The following is an 18,911-nucleotide window of genomic DNA, read 5'->3' on the forward strand; positions in this document are numbered from 1 at the left end:
AAAACCTGTATTAGTGATGATTATTTTCTTTGGGTTTTATAGATAAAGAAGCGCAGAGATTACAGAGATTGATAAATCGTCTTTCATTCGGTAATAAGTGATTTACTTATTGAATTAGCGTAATATACGGGTGTATTTGTCGGATAAATCACTTAAAGTAGAATCATTACTATTCATCGTTCAAATTTTACTAACGAAAGAATAATCACCTTTCGCTCAATGATCTAACTCTAGTTTAGCCATATCAAAACAACAATGATATGAAACGAAGAGACTGGATTACATTAGCAAGCATTTTTATATCATCAACAGCTTTTACACAAGATGTTATTAACGGATATGCTGAAGTTACAAACATCGTTGGAAACACAATAAGTCTTGGTACTACAGATGAGGGAGCCTCCAGCTTTGAGATTGGAGACAATATTCTCATTATGCAGATGCAAGACAATGTAATTGGAACAAATACAGGTGACGATGCATCTTTCGGTGACATTCAAAGTATTGGTTCAGCAGGTTTATACGAAGAAGCGGAGATCACAGGGATTACACGTCCGGCTCCGGTAACTGTATTTACAGAAGATTTTGAAACAGCACCTGATGGATATACAGCTTGTTTCGGTGGGGCGTGTAATCCTCCAACTATTGTTAATTATGGAGGAAGTAATTACATGGCAGCAGAAAATACAGGAAACTATGCTGTTTGGTATTCAGATGTGATTGATATTTCTGCCTACGATCGGGTTGATTTGTCAATTTACGCAGCTCAGTACGCTTATGATGTCAATGATTATTTGTATTTAATATATGAAATTGATGGTAGTGGAACAGGAATCATTTATCAAGAATTAAATGGAAATTTCACATGGGGAGATTACGACATCACCAATATTCAAGGTAATACGATCACAATATACGCCTACTACTTAGCAGCTGCTGGTCATTATGGAGCTATTGACAATGTGGTTGTAACAGGACATTCTTCTACAACATCTGTAACCCTATCAAAGTCATTAGATAATTCGTATAATGTTGGTGCTGGTTCGGCTGTTCAGTTGATTACTTTTCCAAATTATACGGATTACACGACTACCAACGATTTGACAGCTAAGCCTTGGGATGGTACGTTAGGTGGGGTTTTCGCTCTAGATGTAGAGAACACACTTACCTTACAAAACAATATTTCGGTTGATGGCCAGGGTTTTATAGGAGGATTACCAAGTCCAGTGCAAAATGGAGATAGATGTAACGCTACCGCGTTTAGAGTAGACTCTGATAATTTTGGTCAAAAGGGACAAGGAATTCAACAATTGACATCCAATACTTATCGTGCGGCCAGAGCTAAGATTGCGAATGGTGGAGGTGGTGGAAATCCTCATAACGCTGGAGGCGGAGGTGGAGGAAACTTCACGGCAGGTGGCGCTGGAGGTCCAGGATATGATGGTTCTGCTGGAGGTTGTAATCAGTCTGCTGGAGGAATCGGAGGTGCAGATCTGAGTAATTTCATTTCCGCAGATAGAATATATTTGGGTGGAGCTGGCGGTGGTGGTCAGCAAAATAATGGAGTTGGCACCCAAGGAGGTAATGGTGGTGGAATCATCATCATTAGAGCAACGGAAATTGTGACAGGAGGAACATGTACTGGATCAAAATCAATTACTGCTAACGGGGCAAATTCTAATAATGCCGGTAATGATGGCGGCGGTGGAGCTGGTGCTGGTGGTTCTATACTTTTCCAGGTAGAAAATTGGACCTTAGATGCATGTACATTGAATGTAACAGCTACCGGAGGTGATGGGGGTAGTGTAAATGATGGAACTACTCACGCTGGAGGTGGCGGAGGTGGTAAAGGCGTCGTGATTTTCTCTGGCGCTGTACCTGCTACGAATATGGTGACTGATGTAAGTCAAGGTGAAGGTGGAGCCAATAACAATACAGGAGGAGCTACTAGAGCAGATGCAGGAGCCACTACACCTTCCAATGCAGCAGCGGATGCTGATGGTGTAATAGAGTCAGAACAGGGGCCGTTGCCAGTAGATTTATTATTCTGGCAAGGAAAAGATGAAGGGAGATACAACAAACTGGAGTGGGCAACTGCTACAGAGATAGATAACCATTACTTCACAATAGAACGTTCATTTGATGGAGAGACGTGGGAAACAGTAGCATTTGTCGAAGGAAACGGAACAACCAATATGCAGATGAACTATCAGTTTGAAGACCATATCAATGGTCGCGGATTGGTATATTACAGATTACAACAAACGGATTTTGATGGTACTAACGAAGTGTTTGATGTTATTGTCATTGAAAATATGGAAGACAATGTGAACTTATTGCTTTATCCAAACCCTAGTGATGGCTATTTCACCTTGCAGTCTTCTGGATCAGTAGAAGGATTGGAGTGGAAGCTGATAGATCTCAATGGAAATACGATCAAAGTTGATGTTATTGAAAAGGATGGGAAACTACTTTTTGATATGTATAACAAAGCACAGGGGCAATATATCCTAACGGTGAGCCAGGGTGGAGAAAGTCAGGTCTTTAAGGTTATGGTTAGATAAATAAAATTTTGTTTCATTCATTTCATAAAGTCATTGCCGTCATAGCAATGACTTTTTTTATCTGTAGGAATGACGTTTATTCATTTTCATTCAAAGAGTAAAACCTCTAACTCAACTAGTTTTTTATGTAGTCTAAATAATTACTTCTAATGCACGTATGATTCAATAATAGTTTCGCGTCATCAAAATGACACTCATGAAACTACATATTTGGATCATTATTGTATTCCTTTTTATTACATCGGCGACCACAGCTCAGGATGTAATAAACGGATATGCTGAGGTAACGAACATTGTTGGTACAACAGTAACACTTGGAGAAACTGATGAAAGTGCTGCAAGTTTCGAAGTGGGGGATAATGTGCTGATCATGCAGATGCAGGACGATATTATAGGAACTAACACCGGTGATAATACGACATTTGGAGACGTCCAAACTATTGGGTCAGCGGGGTTATATGAGGAGGTAGAGATAACAAGCGTAACTCGTGCTGGGTCAGTAACGGCATGGACGGAAGATTTTGAAAATACAGCGGCGATAAAAGGAGCGACGGGATGTGTGACTGGAGGGTGTAGAGCTCCTTTTATTCAAGCTTATGGTGGTAGCAATTACATGGCGGCAGAGAATACCAATGGTTATTCTATGTGGTATTCAGATCTGATAGCTATTTCAACATACGATCATGTAGACCTAACCATGTTTGCAGCTCAGTACGGTTTTGATAACAATGATCACATTTACCTGATCTATGATATAGATGAAAGCGGTGATTTCCAAACTTACCAAGACTTGACTGGCAATTTTGGCTGGACGAATTATGGTACTACTGGAATTAAAGGTAATTCAGTGCGTATTTATGTTGTCTATTTAGCTGCAGCTGGACATTACGGTGCAGTGGATAATATATCCGTGACTGGTCATTACGGTGCTTCATCTGTTACCTTATCTAAAACATTGGATAATAGTTATTCTGTAGGGTCGGCTACTTCTGTTCAAATGGTATCATTTCCGAAATATACCAATTACACTACCACATCTGATTTAACCGCCAAAGCTTGGAATGGTACAATTGGAGGTGTATTTGCACTTGATGTTGCCAATACTTTAACTCTTCAAAATAATATTTCTGTAAATGGTCAGGGCTTTTTAGGAGGCAACCCAAGTGCAGAAAATTGGGATGGTTGTAATGCCACAGTGTATAGAGCTGATGCTGACGGCTATGGGCAAAAGGGACAAGGAGCTCATAAACTTACCAACAATACTTATAGAGCGGCACGTGGTAAAATAGCCAATGGTGGTGGCGGAGGAAATCCTCACAATGCAGGTGGTGCTGGTGGAGGGAACTACACTGTTGGTGGTAATGGAGGGCCTGGATACGATGGGTCAGCAGGAGGTTGTGCTGCATCTGCAGGTGGAATTGGTGGAGTTGATTTAAGTGACTTTATTTCTGCGCAGAGAATTTACCTAGGTGGTGGAGGTGGAGGAGGTCACCAAAACAATGCTATAGGTTCTGCTGGAGGAAATGGTGGTGGAATGATCATCATCCGAGCAAATGAAATAGCGACAGGTGGTACGTGTGGTGGTGGTAAATCGATCACTGCAAATGGTGTAAGTGCTGCTGATACTGGAAATGATGGTAGCGGTGGTGGAGGAGCTGGAGGTTCTATTTTATTCCAGGTTCAAAATTGGAGCTTAGCTACTTGTACGCTGAATGTGACTGCAACAGGAGGTGCTGGAGGCAGTGTTAATGATGCAACTACTCACGCTGGTGGTGGCGGAGGTGGTAAAGGTGTTATCATCTTCTCAGGTACTGTGCCTGGTACTAACTTAAATACCGATGTGAGCCAGGGGTCTGGAGGAAGCAATAATAATACAGGTGGCGGGTCAACTGCTGATGGTGGTGGAAATTCTGCGTCAAATCCTGCTGCGGATCCAGATGGAATAATTGAATCGGAAGAAGGTCCTTTACCAGTTGACTTATTGTATTGGAAAGGGGCAGACAAAGGAAACTATAATCAGCTCAACTGGAAAACTGCAACCGAGACGGATAATCATTATTTCACAATTGATAGATCATTTGATGGTGAAACCTGGGAAACGGTGGCATTTGTAGAAGGTCACGGAACAACCAACATGCCACTGGAATATCAATTCGATGACCAGATAAATGGAAGAGGTCTGGTTTACTACAGACTTCAGCAAACAGACTTTGACGGAACAACGGAAGTGTTTGATGTGATAGTGATTGAAAACCTGGAGGATAATGTTAATCTTCTTCTTTACCCAAATCCAAGTGATGGATACTTTACGCTTCAGTCCTCAGGTTCACTTGACGGAGCACAATGGAAGCTCATGGATCTAAATGGTAAAGATGTAGCAGTAGATGTTATTGAGAAAGATGGAAAGATCCTGTTTGATATGAATAACAAAGCATCAGGACACTATCTGCTAAGAGTAGCACAAGGAAACAAGACGGAGATTTTTAAGGTGATTGTGCGATAGAAAGCAATCATCAGATTAAGCGAGGGCCGGCACTCATTTTTGGGTGTCGGCTTTTTTATTACTTTAAACTAAAGGTGACTTATAGATAACTGATTCGATAGGTTATTTGAATAGTGATTTTATTCAATTGTCTTTGACGAATTGTTTTGTTAACGTCTGAATAGGTTATTGTCTCTTCGATCATTTGAACCGAATATCCTACTTTGAATTGGAAGGCATATCGGTCTTGAGCAAGATGATAACCTAAACCCAATTGATAATTTATGCCACCAGATAAGCTATACTGCTCTTCATAATCTTTGGTGGCTCTTGCAAAACCATATCCAGTATTTCCGTAAACCAACCAGTTCCTATAACTTCTTCCAAAGTGAGCTTGATATTCTATAGAAGTGGGATAGATCGTGTATTCTTTATAATCAACGATGCCAGTCTGGACTCCAATATTAAGCAGTTTGTGTGCGTGATAGAATTGAGAAATGTACCCGGCAGGGCGCATTACAGATGGAGCATATGAGCTACTTTTTCCACTTACTATCCCAAAAGTTAAGTTGGTAGACATGGTTCTTAAAGGGCCGCTTCTTTGATACAGTAGATCCTGATTGTGTCTTCTATTGGGATATATTTCATTAATCGCCTCAAACGGAACCGATACAATCACCTGGCTTATTGCTATGCGAATGGTGTCGGAAAGGGAGTCATTTGCAATAACTCCTCTTAATACATTGCCATTATTTAGAAACAGCCTGTCATTTTGAGCTTGAAGTGAAAGTGTTCCAAGTAGCAGAACAAAACCTAAATACCTTTTCATCTATAGGTTCTTATTGAACTCAATGGTGCTTAAATAGGTGATGTCTCCATCAAATTCATTGCAGTGATACTGCTGCAGTCCATCGTCGCCAATGAGCATAATGTTGCAATTAAAGGCGATAACATCATAGGCGTGAATGTCTCCGTAGTGTTTTATCAAGTTATTGCCGATTTGCATCACGTCACTGGCGTCATAGATTTTAAGACCGGCTTCTCCATCACATATGAATAATCTGCCATCAGAAATGCTTAGGCCATGAGGATTGTACATTGGGAATGTAGAGACCAATGTCGGAGTAGTTGGGTCCTCTATATTGATGACTTCTAGTTGATTCGTGAATCCTGCACATGAATTGCCAGAACGTAAAGTGACGTAGGCGTATTGACCATCCGTTACCACTGGATCGCAGCTGTTTACATGTGAGTAATTTGATAATTCTACTGGATTGAGTGGAGAGCTCACATCATAAATATACATGCCATTATTGGCGCCAATGAACAGCATGTCATCATATGGGAAAACCGTTTCTATACCCCAGCCAACCTGAAGTTTCGTTCCTAACATTGGAGCTGATGGAGTGGTGATATCTGCAATTCTCATCTCATGATCATCAATCATAAAGAGATGGTCATTGTTAATGGTGAATTTGGCCATCGAACCACCTATTCCTGGTGAAACTGAAGATCCAGACATGCTTATTGATTCAGCAAAAGCCATATCTACAGCAATTCCTCCAGCGTACCGATACCCCCAGCCATAATATATTAAGTCACTGCCATCACACTCCGTACTAATTTGAGAAGTAGATGTTGTTTCTTTCCATGCAGTGACTATCCCATCATCAGTTGCATAGTACCCAAATGAGTTGTAGTTAGGGAAAATGTCTTCAATACGTTTTATTTCTTTTGGGTTGGTGAGATCACTGATATCCAATACAACCAGATCGACATAGCTATCTACGTACAAGTAGCCATCTACTGCAGCTAAATCGAAGTTGCCTGGAATGTTAATGAATCCTATGTTTTTTGGATTGGCTGGATTGGTATTGTCAATAATATGAATTCCTTCATTTGGTTCATTAATTAGCAAGTGGTCATTAATGAAATAGATTTTACCAGACTGTTTAATGTTTTTTGCATCACTCAACTGGACTGATTGACGAATCTCCTCCATTGAAGTGAACACCGGTTCGTAATATTGATAAGAAGAAACGGTTTCGCAGGTGTCTGTACATCCATAGAATAAGGATGATAATAGAAGAATTGTGGTTGGAATTAATGCTTTCATAGTCTTGGTGATTTGTTAGCATTGACCACATGAACCCTCATTTAGTTGGAAGGGTGTCTAAATATTTTTGTTGCAACTGCTTAGTAAAGAGTTGTTTAAGTGAGGGTTCCTGTGCTTATGGTATCGTATTCTTTCCAGATATTGATTTTATTGGTATCGCAAATTCCTGCAATAGGAGCAATGACCATGTGTTTAAAGGTGTTTTTTGAACCAGGAACTACTGGGTTATAATGTTCAAAATACGAAATGAAAATACTTTCATGAACCGTGTGAAAAATCTTTGGATCTACCTCCTCTAAAATAACATTCTGTTCTTTAGCTCTGATTAATAATTCTAAGACCAGAGATTCAATACTGCTGGTAATGTCCAGCATAAAAGAGTACACCTTTTGATACTGACGACTTGATTTCAATAGAAAGGTAGGATTGAGTCGCTCTACATATTGGTACCGAAGATCCGTTAGTTTCAGAAACTGTATTATCGGATTATTGGGTTTTTTCAATAGTATTCCAACTTCTTTATCCCATTCTCCACTTATCCTTTCAAAAAGACTTAGGACTAGTTCTTCTTTACTGTTATAGAGTTGATAGATGGTCTTTTTTGATACACGAAGTTCTTTGGCAAGGTCATCCATATTAACACTTTGCAGACCGTATCGAGTGAAAAGTGTCAAAGCCGATTCTTGTACTTGTTCTTTAGAAATCATGAGTCCTTTATTCCTCTAAAATTAGGGAAAACGACTTTAACTATGGTTCCTTCCGGGGTGTTTGACGAATAATTGATTGTTCCGTGATAGTCAGCAATGATTTTGCGTGTGATGGACAATCCTAATCCAGTTCCTTCATTTGGTTCCTTGGTGGTGAAAAATGGGTCAAAGATTTTATTGAGGTTTTCAGGTAAAATACCAATGCCATTGTCTCTTATTTCTGTAGTAATATCTGCTGGAGTCACCGTTGTAATGATCTCAATCTCTCCCATTTCTTTAATGGCTTGTACTGCATTGTTGAGCAAATTCAAAAAGGCCTGATGTAGTCTTCCTTCATTAGCCTCAATAATCGCATCTTGATCATATCGTTTGATTATATTGATTCGCTGTTTCCATTTGTTTTGCAGCATGATCAGGCAATCGTCCATGATGGAATTGATGTTGCACTCAGTGGTTCTGAAATTATCTGTACGACTATAAGTATTGAGACTTTTTACAATTTTGGTGATTCGGTTGATGCCGGAATAGATGGATTGAAGAGGCTGTTTGATACCTTCATCGTGAGCGGATAGATGCTCGGAGGCATATAAGTCAATTCCGGTAACTCCACCCATGATGAAATTGAGAGGGTTATTGATTTCATGTGCAACTCCGGCAGTTAAAATACCCAATGAAGCCATCTTTTCACTCTCGATGAGTTGATGTTGTGCAGCTTGTAATTGTGTGAGTGTCTGTTGCAGATATTCGCTTTGTCGTTTTAGCTCCAAATTGCTCTGCTCTAATTGCTGATTAGAATTGTATAGTTTATCGTTTAACTGTTTCGATATAGTTAGTGCGGCATTGAGCTCTTCAGTTTTCTCCTCTACAAGTCTTTCAAGTGTATTTTTATGTTGCTCGAGTTCTTTAAGTGCGAGAGTTAATTGTGTGACATTGCGTCCTTCAGGGATAATGTAGATCAGTTTATTTTCATGGTCAAATACAGGCGTCAGTGAATGGTCTATGTAGACGATTTCTCCATCTTTTGATTGATGAGTTGTCTGAAAATGACTGATCTTTCCTGATTGAACTATCCTGATTGCTGCTTTTAACTTTTGTTGTTCGGTTTCGTCATGTGCCCACCAGGGTGTGTCCCAGAAATATTGACCATACATACCAGTGATATTTGACTCTATTGATTTGGAGGAGGCATCATTGGCATCGAGCAAGCGGCCTTCATGATCAAGCAACCCAATGAATGTGAAAGCATTGTTGTAAATAGCCTCAAATTTACTTTCTGATAGGAGTCGTTTGTTTAATTCTTCCTCCAGCATACCTATATGGAGTGACAGAATCAGCAGTGGTAAAAATACGATCTCTAATAGGTCTTCCCAATCATCTGTCTCAGGAGCTATATCTAGATGCTCCAAAATATTGGTGAATTCAGATAACGACAATAGGCTGACGGCTAACAAAACGGCGATTAAACTCTTGTTTGGTTTTTTGTACAAGCGTGCAATAATCAATACAACAGCTGTTGTTAAGGCAATAAATGAGAAGATATTGAGTGCCGAAATCATTAGATCCAAAAGAGTTCTCGTTTATAGACGCTTAATAACAATGCAACAGAGGCCAAACAGGTTGAAAAGTGTTCTATTAGGTTGAAAAGTTCCGGTAGAAAATAGCCCTCTAAAATGGTGAATATTTGAGAAATGAAAATCATGACGATTGCCAGAAACCAAAAGGTTTTGAGAGATCTGGAATTAGATTTTACCAAGTAAAGTAGATAGATAATAAAAACGATACTCAGAATTAAGTTGATTACTTCTTCCGGTTGAATCATTAGTATTCAGAATTATTTTATAAAAGTTACACAAATCTTAATTGAGGCTCTTTAAAATCGGATAAATAGAAGAAAATGATCTATGAATCTTCTCAATAATTGGACTAAACAGATTGGTGTGATTTTGAAATTGAAAAAAAATCTATCAGATTAGCTGCACAATTATCAATCTTCTTAAAATCAGTGGCTTTTTCTATAAACTTTGGAAACGAGAGCGAATTAGTAGCTCGCCTACAAAAAGGTGATGAGCAAGCGTTTGCTAAATTGTATGAAAAATACGCTTCCAAAATTTACAATATTAGTCGCAAGATGGGCTTGCAACATGAAGATGCCGAAGGAGTAATTCAGGAAGTCTTCATGAAAATCTGGCGCAATCGAGACAACCTGGATAGTTCACTTTCATTCAATGCCTACATCATTTCTATTGTTCGAAGCATTGTGATCAAACAGTCAAAGAAAAAAGCCCGTTTCCTCGCTTTTCAGCATTATGCCATTACTTATTGGCCTGGAGATACCAATGAAACAGAAGAGTATGTGATCTTCTCAGATTTGGACGAACTGTCAAGTAAAGCTATTGACGAACTGCCAGCCAAGCAGAAGCAAGTCTTCATGATGAAGAACTTCGAGCACTTGTCGAATGAAGAAATAGCAGAGCGGCTCAGTCTATCCACTCGAACAGTAGAAAATCAAATCTACCGTGCCACAAAATCCCTAAAGGAAAAGCTAATCGACATGAAAGTGATCACTCCAGGAGTAATTGGATTGATCTTTTTGTTGTGATATTTTCAATGGTATTGCGATTTCATTGAATGATGCATTGGACACTCACTTAAAAAGATAAATTTATTGTAAATGTGAAAATATGCGTGAGTAGTTCGAGTGAGTTGAGGCTATATAATAGCGTAAACAAAAACTAATGGATCGACTCACACAAATTCGTAACTACTTCGACGGAAAACTATCCAAGGCTGAGGCTGAGGAGTTTTTGAAGTGGTATCTCTCAGAGAAGAGTGACGAAGAGGTACATGCCGAATTTGATAAAATGTGGCATGGTAAAGCAAAGCCTGAGTTCGAGTATGATGGCAAACAACTTTTTCAGCAGATTCTTAAAGACAAAGACAATACAAGGTCACTTAATGTATTGCGCGAACCTTCGAATGACCGATCCTTCTCCACAAGTTGGTGGAAAGTAGCGGCCGCAGTAGCATTATTGATTATTTCTGTAGCGGTTATTCTGCAAGTTAGAACCACTGACGTTCAACCTCAGTATGTGGAGATCATAAAAGACAACCCCGCCGGACAGAAGTCCAAAGTATACCTTCCTGACGGAACCATTGTCACATTGAATTCTGAGAGTAAGATCACTTATTTTGAGAATTTCGAAAATGGTAGAAATGTAAACCTTGAAGGTGAGGCTTTCTTTGATGTGACGGAGAACCCATCCCGACCTTTTACGGTGTACAGCGGTTCGTTGGCAACCACAGCGTTAGGTACATCTTTCAATATCAGGTCATATAACACTAGACAAACTGAAGTAACTCTTGTGACTGGTAAAGTAAAAGTAAGACGTGATAACAGTGATGATCTGGTATATCTAGTTCCAGGAGAAACGGCAAGTATTTCCAATGAAATGGAATCAATTCTCAAGGGCACCGCTGATGTGCAGGCAATAACCTATTGGAAAGATGGTGTGCTCTATTTTGATAAAACGGAAGTCTACGATGTAGTTCAAACATTAGAGAGATGGTATGGAGTCGAGATAGAGGTAGTTGGTGGTCTTCCTGATGTGAAATGTTCGGGTACTTTTCAGAAGAATGAATATCTGACCAATGTGCTGGATATTCTTAGTTACTCAGTTGGATTTGAATACTCCCTTGCTGGAAAGCAAGTACAAATAAAATTTAACCAAAAATGATACTGTATGCGAAAGACTAACTAACCTCTAAAAAAATCCGGGGATCGCTAAACCCCCGGTTGAAATCATTACTCAGCATGACGGAAAGTTGCAGCTTTCCATTGTGCCATCTGATCTAATGTTCATTTAACTCTATGACAAAAATATGAAATACAACCTATTTCAGACCATTCTTATGGTTACAAAATACTCTATATATACATTTTTAGCTCTGGTACTTACCATGTCTTCATTGCTGGCAGACTCTGTTTCTGGTCAGGTGAAGAGTGTTAAGGAGGTATATATTGAGTTGGAAACTCGAGAAGAAGCGCTGGATAAAGTGCTTAAAAACATCGAGCAGAAAACAGATTTTCGGTTTTTCTATACCGATAAGAGCTTGAGCGAAAAAGTAAAAGTAACTGTTTCGCAGAAGCGTGCTACCGTAGCTGAATACTTACTGGAGATCTCCGGCCAAACAGGAGTTCAATTCAGACAAATCAACCAAACAATAAGTATTAGTAAGAAGAAAGGCGCCTCCAACCAGCCTGTGGAGGTTATCATCAATAAAAAACAGGTAGGTATCTCTGGTAAGGTTACTGATGAAAATGGAGAAGGACTACCTGGAGCTACCATAGTAGAAAAAGGGACTGCTAATGGTACCATTACCGATATCGATGGTAATTATAAACTTCAAGTAGAAGAAGGGGCAGTGCTGTTAGTTTCGTTCGTAGGCTACAAGACCACTGAAGTGGCAATAACTGAACAAACTACCATAAACATTGCCATGCAACCAGACTATGCAAGTTTGGAAGAAGTAGTTGTGGTTGGTTATGGATCTGTTAAAAAAGAGGATTTGACCGGGGCAGTTACTCAGGTTGAGCTAAAAGAAGTGAAAGACATTCCCGCAAACTCTGTAGAAGGCGTTTTACAGGGAAGAGCAGCTGGTTTGCAAATCATTAGTCCTTCACAAGACCCTGGAGCGGGTGCTACAGTACGTATTAGAGGTGGAAGTTCATTAAGAGGTTCCAATTCTCCGCTTGTAGTTGTAGATGGATTTCCTTTGGGAGACGCCGGTGATCTAAAACAAATCAACCCTGCAGATATTGAATCTGTGGAAGTGCTAAAAGATGCTTCAGCTTCTGCAATCTATGGATCAAGAGGAGCTAATGGGGTTATCATTATCACGACTAGAAAAGCGAAGACAGGAGAAACCACGGTTAGCGTTCGTCAGCAAGTAACCGTTTCTCAGTTTACCTCAGAACTAAACTTGTGGAGAAACCCGGCATTGATGGCTCAGCTCAACAATGAGGCAAGAACCAATGGCGGATTTCCTTCAGTGTATATTGGTGAAACTTCACCATCGGGAATTTATTACCCATCTGTTGGAGAGTTGGAGTCAGGTGAATGGCCTTACTACACGGAGTGGGATAAGATCGTTTTCAGAGACAATCCTATTTCTAACAATACAACAATCAGTATTTCAAGCTCCAATGAAAAGACCAATTTCAATTTGAGCGGAAACTACTATACCGATCGTGGGGTGTACATAGACGATAACTACGATAAGCTAAACTACAACCTCAACATTGGTCATAAAGTATTTGACAACTTCAAGGTTACATTCACGAACATCTTAACCAGAGGTAAGAGAAATGCAAACGGAGGGTTGGCTTACTGGAGAAATCCAATCTTCCCAGTATATGATGACGAAGGTGATTATTACTTATTAAACAATAATGATTTTGGACATCCGGTTGCAATTACTGAAAACAGAACGAATGTTTCCAAGACTTTGGACATGCTGTCTTTCCTTGATTTAGAGTGGAAGATCATCCCGTCTCTTACTTTGACTTCCAGGCTTAATTATAAATATGGAAGCAGTATCAATGATCAATATCAACCTAAGATTTATACTCAAGCTGGTCAGTTCAACAATGGTGCGGCTTACATCAACAACTGGCAGATGAATACTTTGGTAACGGAGACTTTTGCCAACTTCACTAAGTCTTTTGATAAGCACGATATTGGAGCTACAGTTGGGTATTCCTATCAGTTTGATGAGTCTAGAACGAGTAATCTGGCGGCTTATGACTTTGTGAATGAAACTCTCAAAAATGAAAATATGGGTGCAGGTAACCCTGAGTTGAATGACTTGAGTAATGGTTTGTCACAGACTCAGCTGGTGTCTGGGATTTTCAGAGCTACCTATGCATACAATAGCAAGTACTTGTTCACATTCACCTCCAGAGCGGATGGTTCATCTAAGTTTGGTAACAATAATAAGTGGGCATACTTCCCATCTGGTGCAGTAAGCTGGAAGGCACATGAAGAGACATTTATGGGCGGGCAATCCATCTTCACTCAGTTGAAATTCAGAGCTAGTTATGGTATTTCGGGTAATCAGGGTATTTCGCCATACCAGACACTAAGCAGATACGGAATCAGTAATTACTACAACGATGGTGCATGGATTACTTCAATTGGTCCTGGTATTGAAGTAGGAAGAACTGGCCAGGATGGTATTGAAGTGCTTTGGGGAGGGATTCCTAACCCAGACTTGAGATGGGAGACCACTGCACAAGCCAACTTCGGTATCGACTTTACTGTGTTGAATGACCGTCTGAATGTGACTTTTGATTACTACAACAAACAAACTGATGATCTACTTCAGGAAAGAATCCTTCCTCTATCGTCCGGCTATGACAGAATGTGGATCAACGACGGTTCTATTGTTAATAAAGGAATTGAGTTGACTTTGGATGGTAATATTTTAGAGAAAAACGACTTCACTGTTGGAGCTATTTTGATCTACTATAGAAACCGCAATGAAGTAACCAGTCTTGGTAATGCAGAGCAGTCAGGTTTGATCACTGATGCAAATACCGGCATGCAATTTCAGTACTCTGGAAACTCCATTGAGATGTTCAGAGGCTTCCCGAATTTGTTAGCGATTGGTCAGCCGATCAATGTGTTCTACGGATACAAAGTGGATGGAATTGTTCAGACACTAGAAGAAGGAGTAGAGGCAGGTCTGGAAAGTGATCTGGCACAGCCAGGTGAGTTTAAATACATTGATATCAACGGAGATGATGTAATCGATGAGAATGACAGAACAATCATCGGCGATCCAAATCCTGATTTCATGGCGAGTTTGAATCTCAACATTTCTTACAAAAACTTCGATGCGAGCATCTTCTTTAATGGTGTTTTTGGAAACGATGTATTGAATACTCAAGCCTTCAACCAACCTAGTATTATTCCTTTCAGATGGACACCAGATAATCCAACTAATGATTATCCAAGTCTAAGAGACGGTCGATTGACTAAGTTCTCAGACTGGTGGTTAGAAGATGGCTCATTCGTGAGAATCCAAAACCTAAACCTTGGATATACCTTCGAGCTACCGAAGCAGATTTCTGCCAGACTGTTCGTCAATACGTCCAATATCTACACATTCAGCAAGTTCAAAGGATACGATCCGGAAGTAGGAACGGATGGCAGGTACTGGGGTGGATATCCTAGACTGAGCAAATGGACAGTGGGTACAAATATTACATTTTAATGAAAGACACAATGATGAAACTTAGATACTATACTTTGATAATTGTTGGTCTTTTAATGGCCAATGCCTGTGATCTAACAGAGGAACCATATGGTTTCTATTCAGAAGAAAACTTCTACCAGTCGGCTGAGGATGCTGAGGCAGCAATTACTTATGCCTATGATGCGTTGACGTTCCTGGAGTACTCAAGAACTGTGTTTTTCCTTGGAGACATGCCGACAGATGAGTGCGGACCAAAAGCAGATGAAGGTGCAGATGCACAGGATCTGAATAACTGGAAAGTAGATAATTTCTCTACTAACAGAAGTTTGGTGAACTTCTTCAAGTATGCTTACATCGCGATCAATAGATCCAATGCTATTTTGGAGAATATTCCGAATGCGCCCATTGAGGATGACTTGAAAAACAAATATCTGGGAGAAGCGCATTTCTTGAGAGCATGGAATTACTTCAATCTGGTAAGAAACTTTGGAGAAGTGCCAATGCACAAAACATTGGTAGGTTCTTTGGATGAAACATCCGCTCCACTTGCAAATGGTCTACAGGAAGTCTACGATCTTATCCTGGCGGATGCTAGAAGAGCTCAGGAGCTTCTTACCGAATACCAAACAACAGGAAGAGCAGATAGAGTTGCAGCAGCTGCATTGGCGGCTAAAACCTACTTGCATATGGCATCAGCTAAGGAACATGGTGTGCCAAAATACGATGCATTGGCATTGGATGTCAGCACATTATACGATAGTGCAGCCTTTTTTGCGAATGAAGTACTAACGGATCAATCAACTTTCGGATTTGATGACAATCTCTTAGATATCTATGATGTAGATCAACCAAAAGGACCAGAGCATATCTTCTTGATGTCAATGGATCGTTCCGGAACTATCGAAGGAGATTATTCGAAAATTTCGAAGTTGTTCATTCCATACATTGCTGGTGGAGATATCTATTTGGATAATAGTGATGGAACAATGACCGTGTCTCACGATGGCTGGTCGGTATTCCAAACCAGTGAGACATTTTACAACACTTTTGACGCTACTGATGCCAGAGGTCAGGAGTTGTTAGTAGCTGAGGTTTTTGACGCTGATGGCAATAGTATCGCGACATACCCGGGAGCCATTCCTTACCGATTCTCCAGAAAATATGTCGATCCACATTTCATTACTGATAAGACAAGTACCAAGCCTTATTTATTGAGATACTCGGATATCGCTTTGGTATATGCAGAGGCTGCTGGCCCTACAGCCGAAGCGTATGCTGCGGTGAATTTCATCAGAAACAGAGCTGGCCTGGGGGATCTTGCTCCAGGGTTGTCACTAGCTGATTTTAGGGAAGCGGTATGGCAGGAGAGAAGCTGGGAATTGATGTATGAAGGAAATAGACTGTATGACCTTAGAAGATTCAATCGAGTAAATGATTTGGTTGAAGAAGCAGCGGGTCTGTCTGATGAGCAGGTGGCATATTATCCAATTCCACAAATTGAGTTAGACCTCAATCAAGGTTTAGATTAATTCACTCCAAAAGTTCAATAGACATGAAAAATACAATCAAAATATTCTTACTACTAGCAGTAGTAGCGCAGTTTTCTTGTGTCAAAGATCCTTTTAAGGAGTTTGAAGAAGGAGATTGGAACAACGAAAGAAGTATTCTCAACATTAAGTTTGAAAACCAGGTGGGTGCTGCCGAAATCGTAAGAGACGGTGACAATACTGGAACCATCACTGTAGGGATCAATGTAGATGCAGTACCGGATTTTAGCAATATCGCCTTGAGCAATCTGGTGTTGTCTTATGATGCAGCATCTTCTGTGAAAGTTGGGGAAGCACTCAATTTCGAAAATGCATCTAACAGTGCGGTAATTACCGTTACTTCTCCAACTGGAATGAAGCGCGATTATACCGTGATTGCCGAGCCATTCACTGAAACTATATTAGGTACTTATGCGATTTCCAACTTAGTGGTTTGGGGTGGAACTGGACCTGAATATGGTGGTGGTGCTGTTCTGGCAATGACGGATAAGCCATGGGTATGGCCAGAAAATGGTGGGCCTGCAGCTGAAATGGATAACACCATTACGCTGGAGTTAACCGGATTTACTGATGCTGGAAATAGCTTTGGAACGATCGTTAACAATGCGGGTGCAGATGGAGCATACGCTGACTTTCAATACGTATTGGATCCACCGACGAATGTGAATGGGTTCTACAGAAAAATACCTGCCGGTGAAGGACAATGGGAACGAAACTATGCCACAGGGATGGTGACATTCACTTTCGCGGATGGTACGACCACACAGGGAGTGTTTGTGGAATCTTCCACTACCGTTGACTTAGGGTTTGATCAAACCAAAACGGTGGACAATCAAGCTTTCCAATTTGAACTAAACGGAACTGACGACTGGGAAAAAATCTATTCCGACTATGACAAGTTTGTTAGAAAGCCTAGAACGTTCTGGATAGATCTGAAAAGACAGTAAAACTTACTTCTTCATACGTGCAAACGTTGTGTCTTCCGCTCACTTGAGTGGAAGGCAAACGGTTTGCTTACCAAATTATCATTACAACCACTTCCAAAATGAAGTATTTCAGTCTACTTGCCATAATCATTGCGTTTTCATGTTCTCCTGTTGATGAGCCTGAGATTCCACAGAAGGAACCAGAAAATCAAGAGGTCACTCTTACTCTAGCGGATCCAAATGCTACGGAAATCACCAGGGCGCTCTACTCCAATTTATGGAGACTGCAGTCTGAGGGATTTATGTTTGGACACCACGATGATCTTATTTATGGTCGAGATTGGTATGCTGAAGCTGGGAGATCTGATACGAAAGAAGTATGTGGAGACTACCCGGCAGTTTTTAGCGTAGACTTTGCAGAGATCATGGATGATCGACATGAAACCAGTGATCTCAATGATGATCGTAGACGCACTATTTTGGAAGCGAGAGCAAGGGGTGAAGTCATTACAGCCTGTGCACACTTAAACAATCCTCTCACAGGAGGTGATTCCTGGGATAATTCCAATGTGACAGTTGTAAAAGAAATCCTCACTTCTGGAAGTGAGACCAACATCAAATACAAGGTATGGTTAGATCGTTTGGCAGACTTTGTCAATAACCTGAAAGATGAAAATGGAGTTTTGATCCCAATCATCTTTAGACCATATCATGAACATACCCAAGGTTGGTCCTGGTGGGGAAGTCAGTGTACAACTCAAGATGAGTTTATTGACTTCTGGAGGTTTACAGTGAACTACCTAACACAGGATAAAAATGTGCACAATCTCATTTTCGCTATTTCTCCTCAGTTGGATGGAGTGGCATCTTCACAAAGGTTGCTATACAGGTGGCCTGGAGATGAGTATGTGGATTTTATTGGTATGGATAGTTACCATGGAACGAATACCGATGCACTTGCTAGTAATGTGAAAAATTTAGCTGCACTCTCTAAGGAAAAACTCAAACCATGTGGAGTGACGGAAACGGGTATTGAAGGTGTAAGAGATAATAATGGTCAGGAATATGCCAAATATTGGACTCAGGAGATACTCACGCCAATCATAGGAAAAGACATCAGTTTAGTAGTAATGTGGAGGAACAAATATGATCCTCAGTATGGTGGATATCACTACTATGGACCCTGGGCTGGACACGCCTCCGCTGATGATTTTGTCGATTTCTATGAGAGTTCATTTACCATATTCAGTCAGGATCTTCCTGATATGTATACGATGGCAACAGGTGTAACAGTGAATTGATCAGCCGGAAT

At 40.4% G+C, this 18,911-nt stretch carries 13 protein-coding genes; 8 read left to right on the forward strand and 5 right to left on the reverse strand.

Translation table 11 applies throughout. The features are described 5' to 3' along the window. Positions 1–260: 260 nt before the first annotated feature. Complete coding sequence (locus NXS00_RS21740; RefSeq protein WP_258101390.1) at positions 261–2,564, forward strand: T9SS type A sorting domain-containing protein; 2,304 nt, start codon at positions 261–263, stop codon at positions 2,562–2,564. 196 nt (positions 2,565–2,760) lie between these two features. Next, entirely contained in the window at positions 2,761–5,067 is a 2,307-nt protein-coding gene (locus NXS00_RS21745) for a T9SS type A sorting domain-containing protein (RefSeq protein ID WP_258101391.1), read from the forward strand. Positions 5,068–5,146: 79 nt separating this feature from the next. On the opposite strand, the gene NXS00_RS21750 is transcribed toward NXS00_RS21745, so the two are convergent. From NXS00_RS21750 to NXS00_RS27005, 5 genes are all read right to left on the reverse strand, one after another. Further along, positions 5,147–5,875 (reverse strand): hypothetical protein, encoded by a 729-nt coding sequence (locus tag NXS00_RS21750; RefSeq protein WP_258101392.1) that lies wholly within the window; start codon positions 5,873–5,875, stop codon positions 5,147–5,149. Then, on the reverse strand, positions 5,876–7,162 hold the full coding sequence (locus NXS00_RS21755) for an LVIVD repeat-containing protein (RefSeq protein WP_258101393.1): 1,287 nt from the start codon (positions 7,160–7,162) through the stop codon (positions 5,876–5,878). It lies immediately after the preceding gene. Between the two features lie 95 nt (positions 7,163–7,257). Beyond that, complete coding sequence (locus NXS00_RS21760; RefSeq protein ID WP_258101394.1) at positions 7,258–7,869, reverse strand: TetR/AcrR family transcriptional regulator; 612 nt, start codon at positions 7,867–7,869, stop codon at positions 7,258–7,260. After that, positions 7,866–9,425 (reverse strand): PAS domain-containing sensor histidine kinase, encoded by a 1,560-nt coding sequence (locus NXS00_RS21765; RefSeq protein WP_258101491.1) that lies wholly within the window; start codon positions 9,423–9,425, stop codon positions 7,866–7,868. Before NXS00_RS21765 ends, NXS00_RS21760 begins: the two co-directional genes overlap by 4 nt. Then, on the reverse strand, positions 9,425–9,688 hold the full coding sequence (locus NXS00_RS27005; protein WP_506530938.1) for a DUF8530 family protein: 264 nt from the start codon (positions 9,686–9,688) through the stop codon (positions 9,425–9,427). Before NXS00_RS27005 ends, NXS00_RS21765 begins: the two co-directional genes overlap by 1 nt. A gap of 183 nt (positions 9,689–9,871) precedes the next feature. Here NXS00_RS27005 and NXS00_RS21770 point away from each other — a divergent pair, with 183 nt between their 5' ends. From NXS00_RS21770 to NXS00_RS21795, 6 genes are all read left to right on the forward strand, one after another. After that, entirely contained in the window at positions 9,872–10,468 is a 597-nt protein-coding gene (locus NXS00_RS21770) for an RNA polymerase sigma factor (protein WP_258101395.1), read from the forward strand. A 136-nt stretch (positions 10,469–10,604) separates the two neighbouring features. Next, complete coding sequence (locus NXS00_RS21775; RefSeq protein ID WP_258101396.1) at positions 10,605–11,603, forward strand: FecR family protein; 999 nt, start codon at positions 10,605–10,607, stop codon at positions 11,601–11,603. A 145-nt stretch (positions 11,604–11,748) separates the two neighbouring features. Then, positions 11,749–15,144 (forward strand): TonB-dependent receptor, encoded by a 3,396-nt coding sequence (locus tag NXS00_RS21780; RefSeq protein ID WP_258101397.1) that lies wholly within the window; start codon positions 11,749–11,751, stop codon positions 15,142–15,144. Positions 15,145–15,155: 11 nt separating this feature from the next. Next, a complete protein-coding gene (locus NXS00_RS21785; protein WP_258101398.1) occupies positions 15,156–16,655 on the forward strand; it encodes a RagB/SusD family nutrient uptake outer membrane protein in 1,500 nt (499 codons plus the stop codon). A gap of 23 nt (positions 16,656–16,678) precedes the next feature. After that, on the forward strand, positions 16,679–17,620 hold the full coding sequence (locus tag NXS00_RS21790; protein WP_258101399.1) for a hypothetical protein: 942 nt from the start codon (positions 16,679–16,681) through the stop codon (positions 17,618–17,620). Positions 17,621–17,718: 98 nt separating this feature from the next. Then, a complete protein-coding gene (locus tag NXS00_RS21795) occupies positions 17,719–18,900 on the forward strand; it encodes a glycoside hydrolase family 26 protein (RefSeq protein ID WP_258101400.1) in 1,182 nt (393 codons plus the stop codon). The last annotated feature ends 11 nt before the right edge of the window (positions 18,901–18,911 follow it).

The organism is Marinoscillum pacificum (assembly GCF_024714495.1).
Classification (GTDB): domain Bacteria; phylum Bacteroidota; class Bacteroidia; order Cytophagales; family Cyclobacteriaceae; genus Marinoscillum; species Marinoscillum pacificum.

Coding starts and splice junctions, on each gene's coding strand:
- NXS00_RS21790 (WP_258101399.1), top strand. CDS start 16,679: ATGAAAAATACAATCAAAATATTCTTACTACTAGCAGTAGTAGCGCAG.
- NXS00_RS21795 (WP_258101400.1), top strand. CDS start 17,719: ATGAAGTATTTCAGTCTACTTGCCATAATCATTGCGTTTTCATGTTCT.
- NXS00_RS21765 (WP_258101491.1), bottom strand. CDS start 9,425: ATGATTTCGGCACTCAATATCTTCTCATTTATTGCCTTAACAACAGCT.
- NXS00_RS21755 (WP_258101393.1), bottom strand. CDS start 7,162: ATGAAAGCATTAATTCCAACCACAATTCTTCTATTATCATCCTTATTC.
- NXS00_RS21745 (WP_258101391.1), top strand. CDS start 2,761: ATGAAACTACATATTTGGATCATTATTGTATTCCTTTTTATTACATCG.
- NXS00_RS21775 (WP_258101396.1), top strand. CDS start 10,605: ATGGATCGACTCACACAAATTCGTAACTACTTCGACGGAAAACTATCC.
- NXS00_RS21780 (WP_258101397.1), top strand. CDS start 11,749: ATGAAATACAACCTATTTCAGACCATTCTTATGGTTACAAAATACTCT.
- NXS00_RS21760 (WP_258101394.1), bottom strand. CDS start 7,869: ATGATTTCTAAAGAACAAGTACAAGAATCGGCTTTGACACTTTTCACT.
- NXS00_RS21785 (WP_258101398.1), top strand. CDS start 15,156: ATGATGAAACTTAGATACTATACTTTGATAATTGTTGGTCTTTTAATG.
- NXS00_RS21740 (WP_258101390.1), top strand. CDS start 261: ATGAAACGAAGAGACTGGATTACATTAGCAAGCATTTTTATATCATCA.
- NXS00_RS21750 (WP_258101392.1), bottom strand. CDS start 5,875: ATGAAAAGGTATTTAGGTTTTGTTCTGCTACTTGGAACACTTTCACTT.
- NXS00_RS27005 (WP_506530938.1), bottom strand. CDS start 9,688: ATGATTCAACCGGAAGAAGTAATCAACTTAATTCTGAGTATCGTTTTT.